Raw genomic sequence first — 19,129 nt, 5'->3', positions numbered from 1 at the left:
TCAGTAACCAACTGCCAACCATCTAACAGGAACGCCATTTACAGTGCCCGTTCTCATTTTAAACTGCGTGTTCGATATGACTGTTCCCATCGTCATGTACTCCGTACTGCCGCCCCCAGAGTTGGCGTCAACATTCGCAGTAGCTCCCAGATAGGTGCAGTTCGTGGCGAATGCTATTGGAAAACTCAGCGCTGCCGCTGACGAAGTTACGCTGCCCCATTGGATTGTCAGGCCGCCTAGCCAAGAGGGGAACATTAGGTATCCGTTGGCTGTAAGCGAAGCAGCAAAGCCCAAACGAAGTTTCTTTGGCGTTACTATGACTTCGTCATTTATCCCAGCATTTACTTGAGTTTGCGTACCAACTTTCGCAGTGCCTTGATTGGTTTCGGTTGCCTGTGAAGCGAGTACCGAGACGTCGATGGTTCCTTGATTGACTGGTGCGTTCCAGGCCTTGATGCACCACATGACTGCCAGGTTGCGAGGGCGGGTGACGCCGAAATTATTACCCTCGGCAGCCATCGTGCCCCCACTACCCGCAACGCCTCCATATGCGGCACCTGGGTAGTCAGAAGGGTTGGCGATGTCCAACCCGTACGATGTTCGGGCATTCGATTCAGGCGTGACACTTGCGTTATATAGACCGGTAACAGTGACTGTTGTGATCGTCGAATCTACCGTTTGCAGGCTGCCTTTTTGTGCAGTCCCAATATCTCGCCCGGCGTCGATACCACGCCCATGATCCCAGCCACGCAGGAATTCCCCACGCGACTCAGGCAGGCGAAAGAAGCCTGCTGCTTCGCTACCGGTATTGAAAGTGGTACCAAGATACCTGGCCAGATCCGGATAGGCGGCGATGCTTTGCACACTGCCGTCCAGTTCCAGATACCCCGGTGGTACAGCTGCTTTGGGGAAAGGAACAATCGAGCCGACTGGAACAGCAGACTTCAGTGCATCAAGTTCACTGACCAGCGCGGCAATGTCGATATTTCCCTGATTGATGGGGGCGTTCCAGGCTTTGATGCACCACATCACCGCGAGGTTGCGCGGGCGGGTTTCAGACTCCACCCGTGGCGTACCATGCACATCATCGCTGACAATGAATCCACCGGTCAGTGACCAGCTATCGACTGAAACAACTGTGGCGTCCCAGTCCAATGCAATTGCCGGAGTTGTGCCACCAGCGCCGTTGAAACACGGCACCCCACGCAGATCTTTAAATCGAGCGGAGTCATGTTTCGAATAGGCGATCGAACCAGCAGGAGTGAACCCCTGGAATGCATCGAGTTGAGGGGAGCCGATCATTCGCCCAGCATCAACCCCCCGCCCATGATCCCAACCCCGCAAAAACTCCCCACGCGACTCCGGCAGCCGGAAATTCCCCGCCCCTTCATCCCCCTTATTGAACGCCGTACCTAGAAACTTCGCCAAATCGGGATATGCCGACGCACTCTTCACGCTACCGTCAATTTCCAGGAACCCAACCGGGACCTTGTCGACTGGAAACGCAACCATAGAACCCACCGGCAGCGCCGAGGACTGAGCAATCAGCGTCTCAATCTCAGCCTTGGTATAAGTCCCCTCAGCCAGCTGCCTGCCCAGATAATCCATCACCCAAGCCCGAGTCGCCTTCACCACCGTGTCATCAATCAACAACGTCACAATCGAGGCGTTACTCGTCTCGAAGATCGAGCGAATATAAAACTCTTTCCCCGAGCCCGACGTCGCCAACACCGGCTTATACGACTCTGGATACTTGACGATGGCATACAAGATCCCGGTGTCCGTCCACAGCCCGGCTTCACGCACATACCAGCCGCCGACATCCGATGGAATGGTGACTTCGGCCATCAGCCAGTTGGCGTTTTTCTCGTCCTGGAACAGCGCATTCAGCGGCCCGCGCCAGACTTCGCGTTTCAGCGCTTTTGCGCTGGCATCGGGGTTGTAGACGGCGCCGTTGCCGTCGCCGACAGAAATCTGCGCCAGTTTGATCGGCACGCCAGCCGCCTTGCAGGCGGTTTCGTAGGCGATCCCCGCATTCGTGAGCAGGGTGTAATAGTCAGCCATTTAGTGCTCCTGTGGATAAAGGGTGGTGGTTTCGACGCTGTACAGACCGGCCGCCATAAAGGCGCGGCCCGCGGCCTCGACGCCAGCCAGCACGCTTGGGTAGATCGTGGTGAGTTCGCCGCACAGCGTGGCGGCGCCAATGACATGGCGACCGAAAGCACTCAGGCCCACCGAGATCGACAGGATGTCGCGCTCGCTTTTGGCATCGGCCAAGCGGCGGTCGAGTCGGGCATCGATGGTTTCGCTGTAGGGCAAATCGGTCCAGGCGCGTACGGCAAAGCTGTAGGTCACACCCGGTGGTTTCTGTTCGTACCAAGCGCGCACTTCGGGGCTCAGTTGCAAGCCCTTGGCCGCATTTTCCAGGGCCTGGCGGGTACCGGCCTGTCGCGCGGTGGGCCAGGCAAGTTTGACGGTCAGGCGCTTCTCCGCCTCGGGGGCCGTGGTGCTCCATTCGTTCACCGCGCGGTCCGCTGCCAGGTAGGGCAAGAACGCCGAAGGCGTGTGATCCGGGTCCATCAACTGTGGGAAAGGCGGCGTGACCCGCTCCAGCAAATAGCCGAACCCCAGGTCCAGAGCTTTCTCAAGTGGTGAGCTGTTGGCGGGCAACAAGCTCGCTTTGGGTTCAGTCATAGCGTGCGCACCTCCACCTCGACGCCCGTGCAGTGCGGGGCCTGGAATGCCGTGCTGATGATCGGCTGCAGCGGTTCGAGGATTTGCAACTGCGCGGCGCCGGCACTGTGGATGGCGTAGTCGATCCAGCTTGGGTCGACGCGCCCTTCCAGGCGATGGCAGGAGTCGGCATAGGTTTGCAGCAGCTGTTGTGCAGCCACTTGGGTCAGGCCCGAATCCGGACCGGCATTGATCTTGGCCACCACGCGAATCTTGTAGTGTTGAATCTGTGCACCTTGGACCGTGACGAGGTCAGTTTCCGGTCGTACATCGGGCCGTGCGAAATGTCGACGCACACCGTCAAGCAAATCGGCAGAAGCACTGCCATCACCCTCTCTGGACAGCACAGTGACCATCACTTCACCGGGCGCGGTGCGTCGCGCGTTTCCGTCCTTGACCTGGGCCGCATAACCGTCCGGATCAAAGGTGTAGCTGACGGTCACCACGCCAGGGGTGGCGCTTTGCACCTTCACCGCCGGCCGCTCGCCGAGGGTGAACACCTCACGGCGATACTGCATGCGCGAGCCTGCTGCCGGCGCATGGGGCGCCAGGTAATAGCGCAGGCGGGCATCATCATCGCTTTCCAGCGTCGACGGCACGGGCGGGAACGCGGCGGGATCGCCTGGATCGAGCACCTGGCGCTCAAGGCCCATGTCCGCCAGGCGCGCATCCAGGTTACTGCCGGTCGCCCACCACGCCAGCATCTGCTTGATGCGGGCGTTGTACTTGCGTTCGTGGGTTTGCAAGCGCACGCAAAACGCTTCCAGGGCCAGGGTCAGCAGTTCGCTTTCATTGTCGAGGCTGACCTTGAGCTTGGCCGCGCTTTGCGGTGCTCGGGTGGCGACATAGTCGACGACAAACGCCTTGAACTCGGCGAGCAACGGCTCGAACGCGTCGACCGTGATAATCGCCGGTTCCGCCAGTTGGTTCTGGCCTGGGATCAACATGCTCATGTCACGACCTCAAAAGTCTGTTGGCGGTTTTTCCAGGTGCCGGCAAAACGCAGCAGCAGGCCGGCGCCCTGGCGAGTGGCGACGATGACCTGGGGTTGGAAGTCGGCGATGCCGTTCTGATGGTTGAAAAAGGCTTGGGCGGCATGGCTTTGGGCGAGGAGCAAGAGGTCATCGCCGAGGTTCTGGCCGAGCAGTTGCGGGACCATCGAGCCGTACAACGGGCGCTTCTGGCGTGTCCCCACGGGGGTGGTCAGCGCTCGGGTGGCGCGCTGTACAAATTGCAGCCAGTCATCCACGGCTGCCCCGGTGTTCCTGTCGATTCCGATCATGGCAAATCCTTATGCGCTGCTGATCACGCGACCCTGGTGATCCACCACCGGGCCGCTCAAATGCACACCGGCGGCATCCAGCAATAAGCCGGTGGCGCCGAGTTGCAGGGTGATGCTCTGGGCATTCATGCTCAGGCTCGCGGCGCCGACCTTGAGGTCGACCTGCTCGCGGGAGCCGCTGAATGTGGTGGGGCCGTTGACCCAATTGAAAATGTGGCTGGCGTCGTCATAGTCGCTTTGGGTGCCGTCCTGATAACGACGGCGCGTCAGCGACGCCACAGCGGACACGGGCGGAAACAGACCACTGTTGAGGCCGAACAAAGCCACAGACTGCGTCCCCCCTTCCCCGCCGCCGTAGTTGAGCAGCAGGCACTGCTCGCCCACTGAAGGGACGCGGGTTTCGGTTTGCGCCCCAGCGCTCGGATTGAAAAACTGGATCGCCGGGCTGAGTAGGTCCCCGTGGCTGACCTTGCAGGTACCACTGGCGGCATCAACCTCCTGGCACACGCCAATCCGGCAGAAACTTTCTGCGCGTCGATACAGGTCTTCCAGCTGGGCTTCCATTTCCGCCAGGCGTTCGACGATCGGCCCCAGTTGCATGCGTAGCAATGCATCGAACATGGACTACTCCTGCAGGGGTCGATATTGATCTGGATCGTCGATGTCCGAAACTTCCCAGGTGCGGGCAAACAGCGGTTTGCCTGTGGGTTCCTCGAGCAGTAACGGGCCGAGATAGAGGGTCTGGGTGAAGGAAACGATCCAGGTGTCGTAGTCCGTTTCGGTCCCGGTCAATCCGGAAGGCGCCGCGACGATAGCCGTCGGCAGGTCACACTGGTCGGGCGGCAGGCCCCAGCGGTTATCCAGGGCCAGGTCCATCAATTGGCTGGCCAGGTCGCAGGCTTCAAAGGCTGCCGCCCCGCTGGCGACCGTGGCCCTGAGTGAGACCGACAAGGCATGCGCCTTGCGCCCTTCAAGAGACCGAACGGCGGGGCCGTTGCGTTCGACGCTGATCAGCACGCCGGTTTTATCCGCGACGCCGGTAAAGTCCTGATAATTGCCTACAGGCAAATGTGGGAAGGCGCTCTTCAGCGCCGCCCCAATCGCCACGGGCAACTGGGAAGGTTTTTCGATAAGGCTCATGTGGTTGCATCCTTGCTGCGGTTACTGCTGGTCCGGGCGCGAGGTCGGGGTCTCGTTGACCCCGATGCGCTTGGCCGCCCAGCGTTCATAAAGGCCAATGGCGACATCCGCGCCGGCCATGGCGGTCAGGCAACCAATGGCGCCGGCAGTCCAGATCGACATGCCGGCGGCGTAGCACAGCATCAGTGCCGAGACTCCGCAGACCATGCATGCACCGGACCGCAAGGCCAGGCGCCGTACCAGTGACCAACCGCGCGCGCCCTCCTTGTCGGCGCGCCACATTTCACCGGACACCCCACCGATGAGGGCCAGTACAATCACCAGCCAGATAGGCATTTCCGCTAACGCTTGCTGCTCGTTTGTCATGTCACGCCTCCTGGCTGAGCACTACCGGCGCAGGGCCGGCTTTTGGGTAAATCCATTTATGGGTAGGCATTCCAAAAAGCCCGGTTGCCCAGGCTTTTCAGTAATGCGGTCCAACATCGATCTTTCGGCGCTACTGGCGCGGTACGGATCTTTCCTCAATGTTTTTCCGACCACGATCCCTGTCTGCCGGATAACTGCTTCTGGTGCTTTACGCTGCACACCCGGGTCAGTTGCCAACCCTCTGAACCGTTATCAGGCCGGTTCATCGCTGCCTTTTTTCTTCAAGCGATACAACTAAAGAGCGTCGGCATCCTTGCCGGTGTTGCCTGGCCTCCCTGCCATCGCTCTGATGGCGTCCTTGCCGATGTTGCGTGCCTTCCTTGTCTTCCTTGGCAGCATCCTTGCCGCCTCCACCAGGCCTTGTTGGCTGGCTTGAGATGGAGAATATGCATGTATGCATATACAGTCAATGCACAAATGCATTTATTTTTAGCCGTGAAATGCACGAATGCATTTCAGGCCTTGCAACGCCAGGGTTTGCCGATTTTCTGCAGGCGAAAAAAAACCCGCTAATGAGCGGGCTTTGTCTTACGCAAGAAGGCTAACGGGCGTACATGCCCCACCAGAACACATGACCGAGGATGCTGATCTGCTCATCCTGGATATCCTGGAAGCTGTAGTCTTCATCCGGGTGTTCATCGCGATTGAAACTGCGCAGACGAATCCCGGAAGGCAGGCGGTAGAGCTGTTTCACCCGCAGTTGGCCATTGTGATTGATGGCATACAAGTCACCATCGACGATGTCACCAATGCCACTCTTGCCCGCATTCACCCCCACCGTGGCGCCATCACGCAGTACCGGCAACATGCTATTGCCGCGCACCGTCACACACTTGGCCTGGTCGAACTGCACACCGTTGTGTCGCAGACTGCGTTTTCCAAAACGCAGGCTGGCCTTTTCGCTTTCCTCGATGACGAATCTTCCTGATCCAGCAGCCAATTCAACCTCGCGCAGAAAGGGGATCGACACCTCGTCGTCATTCACGGGGGTGTCATCGTCCCACAGGCTTATGTCCTTGAGTTCCGAATGCATCGGGTCGCGTCCGTCCTCGCGCAAAGCGCCCACCGCCGCGCGCCCGCGCAACTGGTCGGTGCTCACGCGAAAGTACTCGGCGATGCGGGAGATGTGCTTGTCCGAGGGATCAACGATCTTGCCGCTGAGGATCCGGGACAGTGTGGATTGAGGCACGCCGGTACGCCGGTGAAGCTCCGTGGGGGAGATCCGGTCGCGATCCAGCAGTTCTCTTAAGACGATAGAAACGTTGCGTTTTTGCATAACGCGGATAGTGACGGGAGTTTTTAGGGTTGGCAAATGCTAATTTGCATATTCCATGCACATCAGCTGAACTTCCGGGAAAAATAATGTCAATTTGACATGAGCACCACGGTACTTGATGCAATGTGCTCAAACAGCGCCAGGCTGATTCCTGGCGAGCCAAGGAAGAAAGTAATGAAACTCGTGCTTGCCATTTTGTTGATGTTCAGTGGGTACACCTTTGCGGCAAGTTGCACCAGCATCAGTGACCCTGACCAACGAGCGTACTGCAACGCCCAGCAAAGTGGCTCCAGCTGCTACAGCATCAGCAATAGTGAGTTACGGGCGCAATGCAACGCAGAGATGAGCGGTAGCCCGTGCGCCGCTATCAGTAATCCTGACAAGCGAGCCTACTGCAACGCCAAACAAAGCGGTTCCAGCTGCGAAAACATCAGTAATTCTGAGATGCGTGCCGCCTGTAACGCAGAGATGAATGGGAGCTCTTGCTCCGCCATCAGCGACAGCGATCAACGCGCCCTTTGCAATGCCAAACAAAGTGGCGCCAGCTGCGAAAACATCAGCAATAGCGATTTGCGCACTCAGTGCAACGCAATGAAGCGTTGATCAAGGATGGGCTAAGGGACAAAAAAGTCGCCCCAGTTTTACGGTCTGCCTATCCGTTTATGACCTGCGAAGCCCCCGACCTTGCGTGCTAACCTTGTCGCCAACGCCCATTCACCTCAATTTAAAGCGGTATGCGCAAGACCACTAATGACCGAATGGAGAAATCAGAGCTTCTGGGGCAAGGCGTGGATATACGCCGTGCTGGCGATCCTAATGTTGATTTCCGACGGCGCAGACCTAAGCTCGCTGGGCGACGGGGGCTCTAATCGCAAGCGGGTCTTCAGCCCCGGATTCATTGTGCTGTGCTGTTTCGTCGCGGTGATTGAATTGATAGTGCTGAACCATTTCTATGGGGCGAACGGATGAGTCGAGAGCTAAAGACCCCGGCGTCAAGCACGGCAATCCCCCAGCGTCGACGGCGCCTTATATCTGCAAAGTCACCAGCGCTGCTATCGTGCGCCCCTCTTATAGAAATGGAAGCTTCGAAGAATGGACTCATGGAAGACTCTGGCAATCGCTGTCACGGTATTGATCGGCGCTCCAGCAGTGGCCGCTGAAAATGCCAACCCTTTCGATAAAGCGCTGATGTACTCGACGTTTGTGCCAACCATCCTGGTTGCGGGGACTACCTCTCTCACGACCGATGCGCCAAAGCTTTTCACATCCTCCAAAACCGATGCCCTTGCTTTTATCGGTTCGGACGGAGAGATCCGCGGTGCTGATTTTGAACAGGCATCTCGGTACTATCGCTCGACCTACGCCGCGCCTCTTATGTCCGACATGCAACTGGCCAAGGCAATCGTGTCAGCGTACTGATAAGAAGACTTTCTCCATTGCGCGCCAACAGCGTTGCTTGCGTGCAATAAGCCTTGCGCATTTAAGTAAATGCACCGCCCCCTTTGCGTTTTCCCTAGCCGTTTGCATCCTGCGAAGGGCCGACCTCGCGTGTTAACCTTGCGCCCATCGCAAAAAATGCTGGGCCAAGCGCCCCCTTTGCCCCATCACTTTCAACGAATTTGCCTACGACCCAATGAGTAAAAACACGTCCGATCTGTCCTCCCACACCCCAATGATGCAGCAGTACTGGCGCCTGAAAAACCAGCACCCTGATCAGTTGATGTTCTATCGCATGGGCGACTTCTACGAGATCTTCTACGAAGACGCGAAGAAGGCTGCCAAGCTGCTGGATATCACCCTGACCGCGCGTGGGCAATCGGCGGGGCAGTCGATTCCGATGTGCGGGATTCCTTACCACTCGTTGGAAGGCTACCTGGTCAAGCTGGTGAAGCTGGGCGAGTCGGTGGTGATCTGTGAGCAGATCGGCGATCCCGCGACGAGTAAAGGCCCGGTCGAACGCCAGGTGGTGCGCATTATCACGCCGGGGACGGTGAGTGATGAGGCGCTGCTGGATGAGCGTCGCGACAACCTGATCGCGGCGGTATTGGGCGACGAGCGTCTGTTCGGCCTGTCGGTACTGGACATCACCAGCGGCAACTTCAGCGTGCTGGAGATCAAGGGTTGGGAGAACCTGCTGGCGGAGCTGGAACGCATCAATCCGGTGGAATTGTTGATCCCGGATGATTGGCCAAAGGACCTGCCGGCGGAAAAACGCCGTGGGACAAAACGCCGTGCGCCGTGGGATTTCGAGCGGGATTCGGCGCTGAAAAGTCTGTGCCAGCAGTTCTCGGTGCAGGACCTCAAGGGCTTCGGTTGCGAAACCCTGACCCTGGCCATCGGCGCTGCCGGTTGCCTGCTCAATTATGCCAAGGAAACCCAGCGCACCGCCCTGCCGCACTTACGCAGCCTGCGTCATGAGCGTCTGGACGATACCGTGGTGCTCGATGGCGCGAGCCGTCGCAACCTGGAACTGGACACCAACCTGTCAGGCGGGCGTGATAACACCCTGCAGTCGGTGGTCGACCGTTGCCAGACCGCCATGGGCAGCCGCTTGCTGACCCGTTGGCTGAACCGTCCGCTGCGCGATTTGAGCGTGCTACAAGCTCGCCAGACCTCTATTACCTGCCTGCTCGACCGCTATCGCTTTGAAAAACTGCAGCCACAGCTGAAGGAAATTGGCGATATCGAACGCATCCTGGCACGGATCGGCCTGCGCAACGCGCGGCCGCGTGACCTGGCGCGCCTGCGCGATGCACTCGGCGCCCTGCCGCAGTTGCAAGCGGCGATGACCGAATTGGACACGCCGCACCTGCAGCAACTGGCCGTCACCGCCGGCACCTACCCGGAACTGGCGGCGTTGCTGGAAAAGGCGATCATCGACAACCCGCCGGCAATCATCCGTGACGGCGGCGTATTGAAGACCGGTTACGACAGCGAACTGGACGAACTCCAGGCCCTGAGCGAAAACGCCGGGCAATTCCTGATCGACCTGGAAGCCCGCGAAAAGGCCCGCACTGGCCTGGCCAACCTTAAAGTCGGCTATAACCGCGTGCATGGCTACTTTATCGAGTTGCCAAGCAAGCAGGCCGAGTCGGCGCCGATCGACTACCAGCGCCGCCAGACCCTCAAAGGTGCCGAGCGCTTTATCACCCCTGAGCTGAAAGAATTCGAAGACAAGGCACTTTCGGCCAAGAGCCGCGCCTTGGCTCGGGAAAAGATGCTCTATGAAAACCTGCTTGAAGACCTGATCAGCCAACTGGCGCCGCTGCAGGACACGGCAGCCGCCCTGGCGGAACTGGACGTACTGAGCAACCTCGCCGAACGCGCGCTGAACCTCGACCTGAACTGCCCGCGTTTTGTCAGCGAGCCCTGCATGCGCATCGTGCAAGGTCGCCACCCGGTTGTAGAGCAGGTATTGACCACGCCATTCGTCGCCAACGACCTGTCGCTGGATGACGATACCCGCATGCTGGTGATCACGGGTCCGAACATGGGCGGTAAATCCACCTACATGCGTCAGACCGCTTTGATCGTGCTGCTCGCACACATCGGCAGCTTTGTGCCGGCGGCCAGTTGCGAATTGTCGCTGGTGGACCGCATCTTCACGCGGATTGGCTCCAGCGATGACCTGGCCGGTGGCCGTTCGACCTTTATGGTGGAAATGAGCGAGACCGCCAACATCCTGCACAACGCCACCGAACGCAGCCTGGTGCTGATGGACGAAGTGGGTCGCGGCACGAGCACCTTCGATGGCCTGTCCCTGGCCTGGGCTGCAGCCGAGCGTTTGGCGCATCTGCGCGCCTATACGCTGTTTGCCACGCACTATTTCGAGCTGACCGTGCTGCCGGAAAACGAGCCGCTGGTGGCCAACGTGCACCTCAATGCCACCGAGCACAACGAGCGCATCGTGTTCCTGCACCACGTGCTGCCTGGGCCGGCGAGCCAGAGTTACGGCCTGGCCGTGGCGCAACTGGCCGGTGTCCCCACGGAGGTGATCACCCGTGCCCGCGAGCACCTGAGCCGCCTGGAAGAAACCGCACTGCCCCACGAGCTTCCCGTGGCAAGCCCGGCCAAAGCCAGCAAAAAAGCCAGCGCGCCACACCAGAGCGATCTGTTTGCCAGCCTGCCCCACCCAGTGCTGGACGAGTTGGCTAAACTTGACCTGGATGACTTGACGCCGCGAAAAGCGCTCGAAATGTTATATGCACTTAAGACTCGGATATAACGCAGACGCTTGCAAGCTGGTAGACTCTCGCGCGGTTTGGGATGCTGCGGGCTTTTAGCCTGGTCCGCAGACTATCGCTCCCGAACCTCGCGAGCCCTGCCACAAAGGGTTTCGCTGCCGCCGCCTGAGGAGAAAATTAGAAATGACCTTCGTCGTCACCGACAACTGCATCAAGTGCAAGTACACCGACTGCGTAGAAGTGTGTCCGGTGGACTGCTTCTACGAAGGCCCGAACTTCCTGGTCATCCACCCGGACGAGTGCATTGACTGCGCCCTGTGTGAACCTGAATGCCCGGCCGTCGCCATTTTCTCCGAGGACGAAGTCCCGGCAGAGATGCAGGAATTTATTCAGTTGAACGTCGAGCTGGCGGAAATCTGGCCGAATATCACCGAACGTAAAGACCCGATGCCGGATGCGGCAGAGTGGGATGGCAAGAAAGGTAAGATTGCAGACCTCGAACGCTGATAGCGTCGCCGCCCTCTAAAAGGCCCCTTGCGGGCCTTTTTGCGTTTCTGGATGACGGGATTCACTTTCCTGCGGGCAAAAAAAGGGGCGGTATGACCCGCCCACATTTTTTCCCTAGTCCCTGTATTCCTTTTCATCGTCCTGATGAATCGCATCCTGCGACGTTCCCTCAAACCATCGTTCCTTGATGGCTGTGTCAATCCGTGGACACAGGGCTGATGTTAGAGAGTTCCCTGGGAAGTTCAACGGGATGCAACGAGCCGACTGACAGATGCCAACGCTAATGCCCACATAAATAGTTGTTATATTTCAACAAGATATAAAAGTCTTTCGAGCACTCGAGACCTCTACCCCCCAGGAAAAAACCCAAACACTTACGAAAAAGTAAGTGAATGCTTACAAGCGCAATTGCGAAAAAGTGTCATTGGAGACCTTGGGGTGATTTGCAGGCAAGAAAAAGCCCCGACACCGTCGAGGCTTTTTCCTTTCAATCCGCTCAGTCGTCGCTGACCGTTATCGTCGGCATTGCCGGCGCCTCCGCTTCCTGAAGGACGATCCGCGCGCCTACATGGCGGGCCAGTTCATGGTAGATCATGGCGATTTGGCCGTCCGGCTCGGCGGCCACGGTCGGTTTGCCGCCGTCGGCCTGCTCACGAATGACCATCGACAGCGGCAACGAGGCCAGCAGCTCGACGCCGTACTGGGTGGCCAGTTTCTCGCCACCGCCCTCGCCGAACAAATGCTCGGCGTGCCCGCAGTTGGAACAGATATGTACCGCCATGTTTTCCACGACGCCCAGCACCGGGATGTTGACCTTGCGGAACATCTCCACGCCTTTTTTCGCGTCGAGCAACGCCAGGTCCTGAGGCGTGGTGACGATCACCGAGCCGGCCACCGGGACTTTCTGCGCCAGGGTCAGCTGGATATCACCGGTGCCTGGTGGCATATCGATCACCAGGTAATCCAGGTCGCCCCAGGCGGTCTGCGTGACCAACTGCAGCAGCGCGCCGGAGACCATCGGCCCACGCCAGACCATCGGCGTGTTGTCATCGGTAAGGAAGGCCATGGACATTACTTCGACGCCCAGCGACTCGATCGGCACAAACCACTTCTGATCCTTGACCTTGGGCCGCGTGCCTTCGGCAATGCCGAACATCACGCCCTGGCTGGGGCCGTAGATATCCGCGTCGAGGATGCCCACGCGCGCGCCTTCGCGGGCCAGCGCCAGGGCCAGGTTGGCGGCGGTGGTGGATTTGCCCACGCCGCCCTTGCCGGATGCCACCGCCACCACGTTCTTGACGTTGGCCAGGCCCGGGATCTGTGCCTGGGCCTTGTGCGGGGCGATCACGCATTGGATGTCGACCTTGGCCGAACTCACGCCGTCGAGGCCTTCAATGGCCATTTGCAGCATCTGCGCCCAGCCGCTCTTGAACAGCCCGGCGGCATAGCCCAGCTCCATCTGGACGGACACCTGGCCCCCCTGGACCTCGATGGCGCGTACACAGCCGGCACTGACCGGGTCCTGGTTCAAATAGGGGTCGGTGTACTGGCGAAGAACGGCTTCCACCGCTGCGCGATTGACGGCGCTCATGGGCAACTCCCGAAAAAAGACTGACTGAAACAGGCGGCTATCCTAACCGTTCCAGCGTCGTTGCGGCATGCTTTCGCCGGCAAGGAAGATTCTGAAACAGCAGCACGGGGTGAAATAAATTTCCCGGCGCTTTATAGTGGCCGACCTCCGTTTCATCAAGTAGCCGAGCCCCATGTCCGAGCCACGCAAGATCCTCGTCACCAGCGCCCTGCCCTATGCCAATGGTTCCATCCATCTTGGCCATATGCTTGAGTACATCCAGACCGATATGTGGGTGCGCTTCCAGAAGCATCGCGGCAATCAATGCATTTATGTCTGCGCGGACGACGCCCACGGTTCGGCCATCATGCTGCGCGCCGAAAAGGAAGGGATCACCCCGGAACAACTGATCGCCAATGTGCAGGCTGAACACAGCGCCGACTTTGCCGAGTTCCTGGTTGATTTCGACAACTTTCACTCGACCCACTCCGAAGAAAACCGTGAGCTGTCGAGCCAGATCTACCTGCGCTTGAAAGATGCCGGGCACATTGCCACGCGCTCGATCACGCAGTATTTCGACCCGGAAAAGAAAATGTTCCTGGCCGACCGCTTCATCAAGGGCACCTGCCCGAAATGCGGCACTGAAGACCAGTACGGCGACAACTGCGAGAAATGTGGTGCCACCTACGCACCGACCGACTTGAAGGATCCGAAGTCGGCCATCTCCGGCGCCACCCCGGTGCTCAAGGACTCCCAGCACTTCTTCTTCAAGCTCCCGGATTTCCAGCAGATGCTGCAAACCTGGACCCGCAGCGGCACCCTGCAGGATGCCGTGGCGAACAAGATCGCCGAATGGCTGGATGCCGGCCTGCAACAGTGGGACATCTCCCGCGATGCGCCGTACTTCGGCTTCGAGATTCCCGGTGAGCCGGGCAAGTATTTCTACGTGTGGCTGGACGCGCCGATCGGCTACATGGCCAGCTTCAAGAACCTCTGCGACCGTACACCGGAGCTGGACTTCGATGCGTTCTGGAACAAGGATTCCACGGCCGAGCTGTACCACTTCATCGGCAAGGACATCGTCAATTTCCACGCGCTGTTCTGGCCAGCCATGCTCGAAGGTTCGGGCTACCGCAAGCCAACCGGCATCGCCGTGCACGGCTACCTGACCGTCAACGGCCAGAAGATGTCCAAGTCCCGTGGCACCTTTATCAAGGCGCGCACCTACCTGGACCATCTGTCGCCGGAATACCTGCGTTACTACTATGCCTCCAAGCTGGGCCGTGGCGTCGACGACCTGGACCTGAACCTGGAAGACTTCGTACAGAAGGTCAACTCGGACCTCGTGGGCAAAGTCGTCAACATCGCCAGCCGTTGCGCCGGCTTTATCCACAAGGGCAACGCCGGTCTGCTGGTGGCCGAGAACGCCGCGCCGGAACTGACCGAAGCGTTCCTGACGGCTGCGCCCAGCATCGCCGACGCCTACGAGGCGCGCGACTTTGCCCGCGCCATGCGCGAAATCATGGGCCTGGCCGACCGCGCCAACGCCTGGATTGCCGACAAGGCGCCGTGGTCGCTGAACAAGCAGGAAGGCAAGCAGGCTGAAGTCCAGGCGATCTGCGCCACAGGCGTCAACCTGTTCCGCCAGTTGGTGATCTTCCTCAAGCCGGTCCTGCCATTGCTGGCCGCCGACGCCGAGGCGTTCCTCAATGTCGCACCACTGACCTGGAACGACCACGCCACCTTGCTCAGCAACCATCAGTTGAACGAGTTCAAGCCGCTGATGACCCGTATCGACCCGGTCAAGGTGCAGGCCATGACCGACGCGTCCAAGGAGGACCTGGTCGCCAGCCAGACCGACACCGGCGAATCGGCTCCGGCCGGCAACGGCGAACTGGCCAAGGACCCGCTCTCCCCGGAGATCGATTTCGACGCGTTTGCCGCTGTGGACCTGCGTGTTGCCCTGATCGTCAAGGCCGAAGCCGTGGAAGGGGCCGACAAGCTGCTGCGCCTGACCCTGGATATCGGTGACGAGCGACGCAACGTGTTCTCCGGAATCAAGAGCGCTTATCCAGACCCGTCGAAGCTCGATGGTCGCCTGACCATGATGATCGCCAACCTCAAGCCACGGAAAATGAAGTTCGGCATCTCTGAAGGCATGGTGATGGCAGCCGGCCCTGGCGGCGAAGAGATCTACCTGCTGAGCCCTGACAGCGGCGCCAAGCCAGGCCAGCGTATCAAGTAAGCGTCTAGGCCTTTAATGAACGGGCCTGGTGTGGTTGGCCGGGCTTGTTGTAGTGAGCTGAGCTTGTTGTAGTGAGCGGGTCTTGTTATGGCGAGCTGGGCTTGTTGTGGCGAGCGGGCTTGCCCCGCGTTGGGGCGCGTAGCGGCCCTGAACCAGGCACCCGGTTCTGTCTGTAGGAATGCGGCGGCCCTGATGGGGCTGCTTCGCAGCCCAACGCGGGGCAAGCCCGCTCACCACAACAGCCCTCCATAAGCTTTAAGCCACAAGCTGCAAGCTTCAAGCTAAGAGCTAAGAGCCAGCTCGTAGCTTATAGCTCGTAGCTTATAGCTTGTAGCTTGAGGCTTGAGGCTTGAGGCTTGAGGCTTGTGGCTTGTACCTAAACGCTCTGTTTGTCCAACCGGCATGCCAATGATTACTCCATGAATCTGATTCAACGTATCGACGCGCTGCTGCCGCAGACCCAATGCGGCAAGTGCGGGCACCCGGGTTGCAAGCCTTACGCCGAGGGCATCGCGCGTGGTGAGGCGATCAACAAATGTCCGCCCGGTGGGCAGGAAACCATCGTCGGCCTGGCGCTCCTGCTGCGTGTGCCAGCGCTGGAGCTGGACACCAGCCGTGGCGAAGCCCCGGCCCAGGTTGCCTACATCCGCGAGGCCGAATGCATCGGCTGCACCAAATGCATCCAGGCCTGCCCGGTGGACGCGATTGTCGGCGCCGCCAAGTTGATGCACACCGTTATCGTCGATGAGTGCACCGGTTGCGACTTGTGTGTCGCGCCCTGCCCTGTCGATTGCATTGAGATGCGCCCAACGGCCAGCGTGTTGCCGATTGTGGGCGGCTTGGCGACCAATGAGTCCCAGCGTCATGAACGCGGCCTGAAACGCGATCGCGCGCGGCGGCGCTTTGAACAGCGCAACGCACGCCTGCAACGGGAAGAAGCCTTCAAGCTCGCTGAACGCCTGGCACGGGCCAAGCGCGCCGCACCAGAGGTCCCCACGCCACCCGATGCCGCTCAGGCGGCACAAGACGCCGCGATCAAGAAGGCCAAGATCACGCTCGCCATGAGCCGCGCGCAACTGCACAAATCCTTGAAGGCATTCGGCCACCCGCCGACCTTTGAGCAGCAGTCGCAATTGATCGTCCTGCAGCAGCAGTTCGAAGCGGCGGAGCAGGCGCTGGCGGCCCTGGAGGTCACCGAGCGAGCGGCGCCGCCAGCGCAAAAAGACCCTGCGCTCAAACGCGCAAAAGTCCAATTGGCGATGCGCCGCGCCGAATTGAAAAAAGCTCAGGACCTGAACGCCGACGAGCAGCAGCTGGCGACCTTGAGCGCTGCGCTGTCCAGCGCCGAGCAAGCTTTGCATGACGCCGAGATTGACAGTGAGCAGCCCCGGCCCGATTTACAGCGCGTGGAAAAGCGTCCGATCGACGCCCAACTGCGGCAGCTGAAAACTGCGCTGGCCTATGCTCGAGCCGATGTCGCCAAGTTACAACGCCAACCAGGCGTCAGTGCCGATCAACTCAAAGCCGCACAACACGCGCTGGAGCAAGCGCAGCACCGGGTGGACACTCACGTCGGCGCTTGACCCACTGCAGGCGACGCTGCCGTGCACCGTGGCGATGGTTTATCCTGCTCGGGTCATCGCCCGCGGGCCCGAAGCCTGGATCCACTTTTCATACTGATGTCGACCGTTTGCAAGGAACCCACCGCCCCATGAACGCCGCAAAACGCCTGGAAATTTTCCGCAGGCTTCACGAAGACAATCCGGAACCCAAGACCGAGCTGGCCTACACCACGCCGTTCGAGTTGCTGATTGCGGTGATCCTCTCGGCCCAATCCACGGACGTTGGCGTCAACAAGGCTACGGCGAAGCTGTATCCGGTGGCGAATACACCCGAGGCGATCTACGCCCTGGGAGTGGAAGGGTTATCGGAATACATCAAGACAATTGGCCTGTACAACAGCAAGGCCAAGAACGTGATCGAAACCTGCCGCCTGCTGGTCGAACTGCACGGCAGCGAAGTACCGCAAACCCGCGAAGCCCTTGAAGCGCTGCCGGGAGTGGGCCGTAAAACCGCCAACGTGGTGCTCAACACCGCGTTCCGACAACTGACCATGGCCGTGGACACGCATATATTTCGGGTCAGCAACCGCACCGGGATTGCCCGTGGCAAGAATGTGGTGGAAGTCGAAAAGCAGTTGATGAAATTTGTCCCCAAGCCCTATTTGCTCGACTCCCATCACTGGCTGATCCTGCATGGGCGCTACGTTTGCCAGGCGCGCAAGCCTCGCTGCGGCAGCTGTCGGATCGAAGACCTGTGCGAATACAAGGAAAAAACCTCCGACGATTGAGCAATCATTGATTTTCTCGATCAGTCGATTGAAAAAATCTTTTTTACCCGATCATGGAATATCGTTATAAGGAGCGCCAACGGCAGTCTTAGCCCGGAGTTAACCTTATGAGCACTGGCAAAGAACAACTGGAAGTGGAAGACGACCTCGTTGAGTCGGATGACGATGGGGCAGAAGCACCTGTGGCAGAGGTGGCCAAGACCAATCTGAGCAAACGCCGCACCATCGACAATCTACTGGAAGAGCGACGCTTGCAAAAACAGTTGGCCGACTACGACTTCGACCTCTGATAGAGCCTGTAACGGCCGGAAGCCTCCTTTACGGAGGCTTTTTTGTGCCGGCACACCTGGATTGACAGCGGCCCTATACCAGACCGTTGCGTTGGGCCAACTCGATCAGGTCTACCAGCGACCGTGCATTGAGTTTGAGCAGCAAGCGTGTCTTGTAGGTGCTGACGGTCTTGTTGCTGAGGAACATGCCGTCGGCGATCTCCTTGTTGGTTTTGCCTCGGGCCAACTGTTGCAACACCATCATCTCGCGACCGGAAAGGCGCTCGACCATGTCAGCCTCGCTGGCGTTGCCCATGGTGGAGCGCACCGAGTTCAGCGCCTGGTTGGGGAAATAGCTGTAGCCCGAGAGCACTGCTTTTATGGCACTCAGCAACTCGGTCAGATCCTGCTGCTTGCACACATAGCCGGCAGCCCCCGCCTGCATGCAGCGCATCGAGAAATGGCCGGGGGCCTGCGACGTCAGCACCAGCACCTTGAACGGTGTGGCCTGCTTGGTGGACGACAGTCGGCAAATGACTTCCAGGCCGTCGAGCTTGGGAATTCCAATATCCAGTATGACAATGTCCGGCATATGCTCGCGCGCAAGTTGCAACGCATCGACACCGTTATCGGTCTCGGCAACGACCTCATAACCATGACGCTCCATTAGCATACGCACAGCAAGACGAATGACGGGATGATCATCCACGATCAGCACTTTATTCATGAGAAAGTCCAATTTCGCTGTTCGAATTATTCAGAGCAAACACAATAGCCTAGTCGTTTCCTAGTTGGCATAGCATTCACCCCCAAGTTAGAGTAACCAGAGACCCAACCCACAACCACTTCGGAATTAACCTACAAAAAAACGCCAACTCGGATGTGTCGAGATTTATGTAGGCTTTCAGACCTTTCCTGGGTCGCACATATTTTGAATGAAATATCCAACCAATAAGGGGGTTGGGGTAAACGCGGCGCACGCAACCTTCAGGAAACATCCCTTGCTTGGGGCGTAGGCATAAGCGGGCCGGCGAAAAGCGGCCGACGCCCTCAGTTCCATTTGACATATCCATTTACACTCAAAATCTCCTACAGAACTTTCATAAACGCTTAGTCAAAACACACTTACATGTGTGAATTTTCTGTA

General features: G+C 58.9%; 19 protein-coding genes. 9 read left to right on the top strand and 10 right to left on the bottom strand.

The genetic code is table 11. The annotated features are described in order from the left end of the window. The 8 genes from AC07OJ_RS07640 to AC07OJ_RS07605 form a co-directional block, all read right to left on the bottom strand. Nucleotides 1–2,064 carry a phage tail-collar fiber domain-containing protein gene (locus AC07OJ_RS07640; RefSeq protein WP_495094331.1) on the bottom strand — a complete coding sequence of 688 codons (2,064 nt, stop codon included), beginning with the start codon at nt 2,062–2,064 and terminating at the stop codon, nt 1–3. Next, entirely contained in the window at nt 2,065–2,694 is a 630-nt protein-coding gene (locus tag AC07OJ_RS07635; RefSeq protein WP_495094330.1) for a phage tail protein I, read from the bottom strand. It lies immediately after the preceding gene. After that, the gene (locus AC07OJ_RS07630) at nt 2,691–3,686 is read right to left on the bottom strand and encodes a baseplate J/gp47 family protein (protein ID WP_495094329.1); all 996 of its coding nucleotides are present in this window, start codon (nt 3,684–3,686) and stop codon (nt 2,691–2,693) included. Before AC07OJ_RS07630 ends, AC07OJ_RS07635 begins: the two co-directional genes overlap by 4 nt. Further along, nucleotides 3,683–4,015 (bottom strand): phage baseplate protein, encoded by a 333-nt coding sequence (locus tag AC07OJ_RS07625; RefSeq protein ID WP_495094328.1) that lies wholly within the window; start codon nt 4,013–4,015, stop codon nt 3,683–3,685. Before AC07OJ_RS07625 ends, AC07OJ_RS07630 begins: the two co-directional genes overlap by 4 nt. Before the next feature lie 9 nt (nt 4,016–4,024). Beyond that, nucleotides 4,025–4,636, bottom strand: a complete 612-nt coding sequence (locus AC07OJ_RS07620) for a phage baseplate assembly protein V (protein WP_495094327.1) — start codon at nt 4,634–4,636, stop codon at nt 4,025–4,027. 3 nt (nt 4,637–4,639) lie between these two features. Continuing rightward, nucleotides 4,640–5,155, bottom strand: coding sequence for a hypothetical protein (locus AC07OJ_RS07615; RefSeq protein ID WP_495094326.1), 516 nt, complete (start codon nt 5,153–5,155; stop codon nt 4,640–4,642). A gap of 21 nt (nt 5,156–5,176) precedes the next feature. Then, a complete protein-coding gene (locus AC07OJ_RS07610; protein ID WP_065903324.1) occupies nt 5,177–5,521 on the bottom strand; it encodes a phage holin family protein in 345 nt (114 codons plus the stop codon). A gap of 601 nt (nt 5,522–6,122) precedes the next feature. Further along, nucleotides 6,123–6,866, bottom strand: coding sequence for a LexA family transcriptional regulator (locus AC07OJ_RS07605; protein WP_177343939.1), 744 nt, complete (start codon nt 6,864–6,866; stop codon nt 6,123–6,125). Nucleotides 6,867–7,031: 165 nt separating this feature from the next. Here AC07OJ_RS07605 and AC07OJ_RS07600 point away from each other — a divergent pair, with 165 nt between their 5' ends. The 5 genes from AC07OJ_RS07600 to fdxA all read left to right on the top strand — a co-directional run bounded on the left by AC07OJ_RS07600 (nt 7,032) and on the right by fdxA (nt 11,548). Next, nucleotides 7,032–7,460: a hypothetical protein gene (locus AC07OJ_RS07600; RefSeq protein ID WP_495004898.1), complete on the top strand. Its 429-nt coding sequence runs from the start codon at nt 7,032–7,034 to the stop codon at nt 7,458–7,460. A 147-nt stretch (nt 7,461–7,607) separates the two neighbouring features. Continuing rightward, nucleotides 7,608–7,826 (top strand): hypothetical protein, encoded by a 219-nt coding sequence (locus AC07OJ_RS07595; protein ID WP_495004899.1) that lies wholly within the window; start codon nt 7,608–7,610, stop codon nt 7,824–7,826. A gap of 123 nt (nt 7,827–7,949) precedes the next feature. After that, entirely contained in the window at nt 7,950–8,276 is a 327-nt protein-coding gene (locus tag AC07OJ_RS07590; protein WP_495004900.1) for a DUF2388 domain-containing protein, read from the top strand. Between the two features lie 214 nt (nt 8,277–8,490). Beyond that, the gene (mutS, locus tag AC07OJ_RS07585) at nt 8,491–11,082 is read left to right on the top strand and encodes a DNA mismatch repair protein MutS (protein ID WP_495094325.1); all 2,592 of its coding nucleotides are present in this window, start codon (nt 8,491–8,493) and stop codon (nt 11,080–11,082) included. Nucleotides 11,083–11,224: 142 nt separating this feature from the next. Then, a complete protein-coding gene (gene fdxA / locus AC07OJ_RS07580) occupies nt 11,225–11,548 on the top strand; it encodes a ferredoxin FdxA (RefSeq protein ID WP_003208688.1) in 324 nt (107 codons plus the stop codon). Between the two features lie 496 nt (nt 11,549–12,044). On the opposite strand, the gene apbC is transcribed toward fdxA, so the two are convergent. Further along, nucleotides 12,045–13,139 carry an iron-sulfur cluster carrier protein ApbC gene (apbC, locus tag AC07OJ_RS07575; RefSeq protein ID WP_495094324.1) on the bottom strand — a complete coding sequence of 365 codons (1,095 nt, stop codon included), beginning with the start codon at nt 13,137–13,139 and terminating at the stop codon, nt 12,045–12,047. Nucleotides 13,140–13,311: 172 nt separating this feature from the next. Here apbC and metG point away from each other — a divergent pair, with 172 nt between their 5' ends. The 4 genes from metG to AC07OJ_RS07555 all read left to right on the top strand — a co-directional run bounded on the left by metG (nt 13,312) and on the right by AC07OJ_RS07555 (nt 18,003). Further along, on the top strand, nt 13,312–15,363 hold the full coding sequence (gene metG / locus AC07OJ_RS07570) for a methionine--tRNA ligase (protein ID WP_495094323.1): 2,052 nt from the start codon (nt 13,312–13,314) through the stop codon (nt 15,361–15,363). Between the two features lie 419 nt (nt 15,364–15,782). After that, entirely contained in the window at nt 15,783–16,946 is a 1,164-nt protein-coding gene (gene rsxB, locus AC07OJ_RS07565; RefSeq protein WP_495094322.1) for an electron transport complex subunit RsxB, read from the top strand. Nucleotides 16,947–17,074: 128 nt separating this feature from the next. Next, entirely contained in the window at nt 17,075–17,713 is a 639-nt protein-coding gene (gene nth, locus AC07OJ_RS07560) for an endonuclease III (protein ID WP_065906761.1), read from the top strand. Between the two features lie 107 nt (nt 17,714–17,820). Next, complete coding sequence (locus tag AC07OJ_RS07555) at nt 17,821–18,003, top strand: PA3496 family putative envelope integrity protein (protein ID WP_028619066.1); 183 nt, start codon at nt 17,821–17,823, stop codon at nt 18,001–18,003. A 73-nt stretch (nt 18,004–18,076) separates the two neighbouring features. Here AC07OJ_RS07555 and AC07OJ_RS07550 read toward each other — a convergent pair whose 3' ends face one another. Beyond that, nucleotides 18,077–18,709 (bottom strand): response regulator transcription factor, encoded by a 633-nt coding sequence (locus AC07OJ_RS07550; RefSeq protein ID WP_017844627.1) that lies wholly within the window; start codon nt 18,707–18,709, stop codon nt 18,077–18,079. Between the last annotated feature and the right edge of the window lie 420 nt (nt 18,710–19,129).

The organism is Pseudomonas sp. GW821-FHT09C08, from assembly GCF_059418125.1.
The sequence above is the reverse complement of the archived record's forward strand: the minus strand, read 5'-3'. Positions and strand labels throughout refer to the sequence as shown.

What these genes read in the sequence shown, in the direction of transcription:
- AC07OJ_RS07635 (WP_495094330.1), bottom strand. Translation starts at nt 2,694, where the DNA reads ATGACTGAACCCAAAGCGAGCTTGTTGCCCGCCAACAGCTCACCACTT.
- AC07OJ_RS07590 (WP_495004900.1), top strand. Translation starts at nt 7,950, where the DNA reads ATGGACTCATGGAAGACTCTGGCAATCGCTGTCACGGTATTGATCGGC.
- AC07OJ_RS07550 (WP_017844627.1), bottom strand. Translation starts at nt 18,709, where the DNA reads ATGAATAAAGTGCTGATCGTGGATGATCATCCCGTCATTCGTCTTGCT.
- mutS (WP_495094325.1), top strand. Translation starts at nt 8,491, where the DNA reads ATGAGTAAAAACACGTCCGATCTGTCCTCCCACACCCCAATGATGCAG.
- AC07OJ_RS07595 (WP_495004899.1), top strand. Translation starts at nt 7,608, where the DNA reads ATGACCGAATGGAGAAATCAGAGCTTCTGGGGCAAGGCGTGGATATAC.
- metG (WP_495094323.1), top strand. Translation starts at nt 13,312, where the DNA reads ATGTCCGAGCCACGCAAGATCCTCGTCACCAGCGCCCTGCCCTATGCC.
- AC07OJ_RS07640 (WP_495094331.1), bottom strand. Translation starts at nt 2,064, where the DNA reads ATGGCTGACTATTACACCCTGCTCACGAATGCGGGGATCGCCTACGAA.
- fdxA (WP_003208688.1), top strand. Translation starts at nt 11,225, where the DNA reads ATGACCTTCGTCGTCACCGACAACTGCATCAAGTGCAAGTACACCGAC.
- AC07OJ_RS07630 (WP_495094329.1), bottom strand. Translation starts at nt 3,686, where the DNA reads ATGAGCATGTTGATCCCAGGCCAGAACCAACTGGCGGAACCGGCGATT.
- AC07OJ_RS07615 (WP_495094326.1), bottom strand. Translation starts at nt 5,155, where the DNA reads ATGAGCCTTATCGAAAAACCTTCCCAGTTGCCCGTGGCGATTGGGGCG.
- nth (WP_065906761.1), top strand. Translation starts at nt 17,075, where the DNA reads ATGAACGCCGCAAAACGCCTGGAAATTTTCCGCAGGCTTCACGAAGAC.
- AC07OJ_RS07625 (WP_495094328.1), bottom strand. Translation starts at nt 4,015, where the DNA reads ATGATCGGAATCGACAGGAACACCGGGGCAGCCGTGGATGACTGGCTG.
- AC07OJ_RS07610 (WP_065903324.1), bottom strand. Translation starts at nt 5,521, where the DNA reads ATGACAAACGAGCAGCAAGCGTTAGCGGAAATGCCTATCTGGCTGGTG.
- AC07OJ_RS07620 (WP_495094327.1), bottom strand. Translation starts at nt 4,636, where the DNA reads ATGTTCGATGCATTGCTACGCATGCAACTGGGGCCGATCGTCGAACGC.
- rsxB (WP_495094322.1), top strand. Translation starts at nt 15,783, where the DNA reads ATGAATCTGATTCAACGTATCGACGCGCTGCTGCCGCAGACCCAATGC.
- AC07OJ_RS07600 (WP_495004898.1), top strand. Translation starts at nt 7,032, where the DNA reads ATGAAACTCGTGCTTGCCATTTTGTTGATGTTCAGTGGGTACACCTTT.
- AC07OJ_RS07555 (WP_028619066.1), top strand. Translation starts at nt 17,821, where the DNA reads ATGAGCACTGGCAAAGAACAACTGGAAGTGGAAGACGACCTCGTTGAG.
- apbC (WP_495094324.1), bottom strand. Translation starts at nt 13,139, where the DNA reads ATGAGCGCCGTCAATCGCGCAGCGGTGGAAGCCGTTCTTCGCCAGTAC.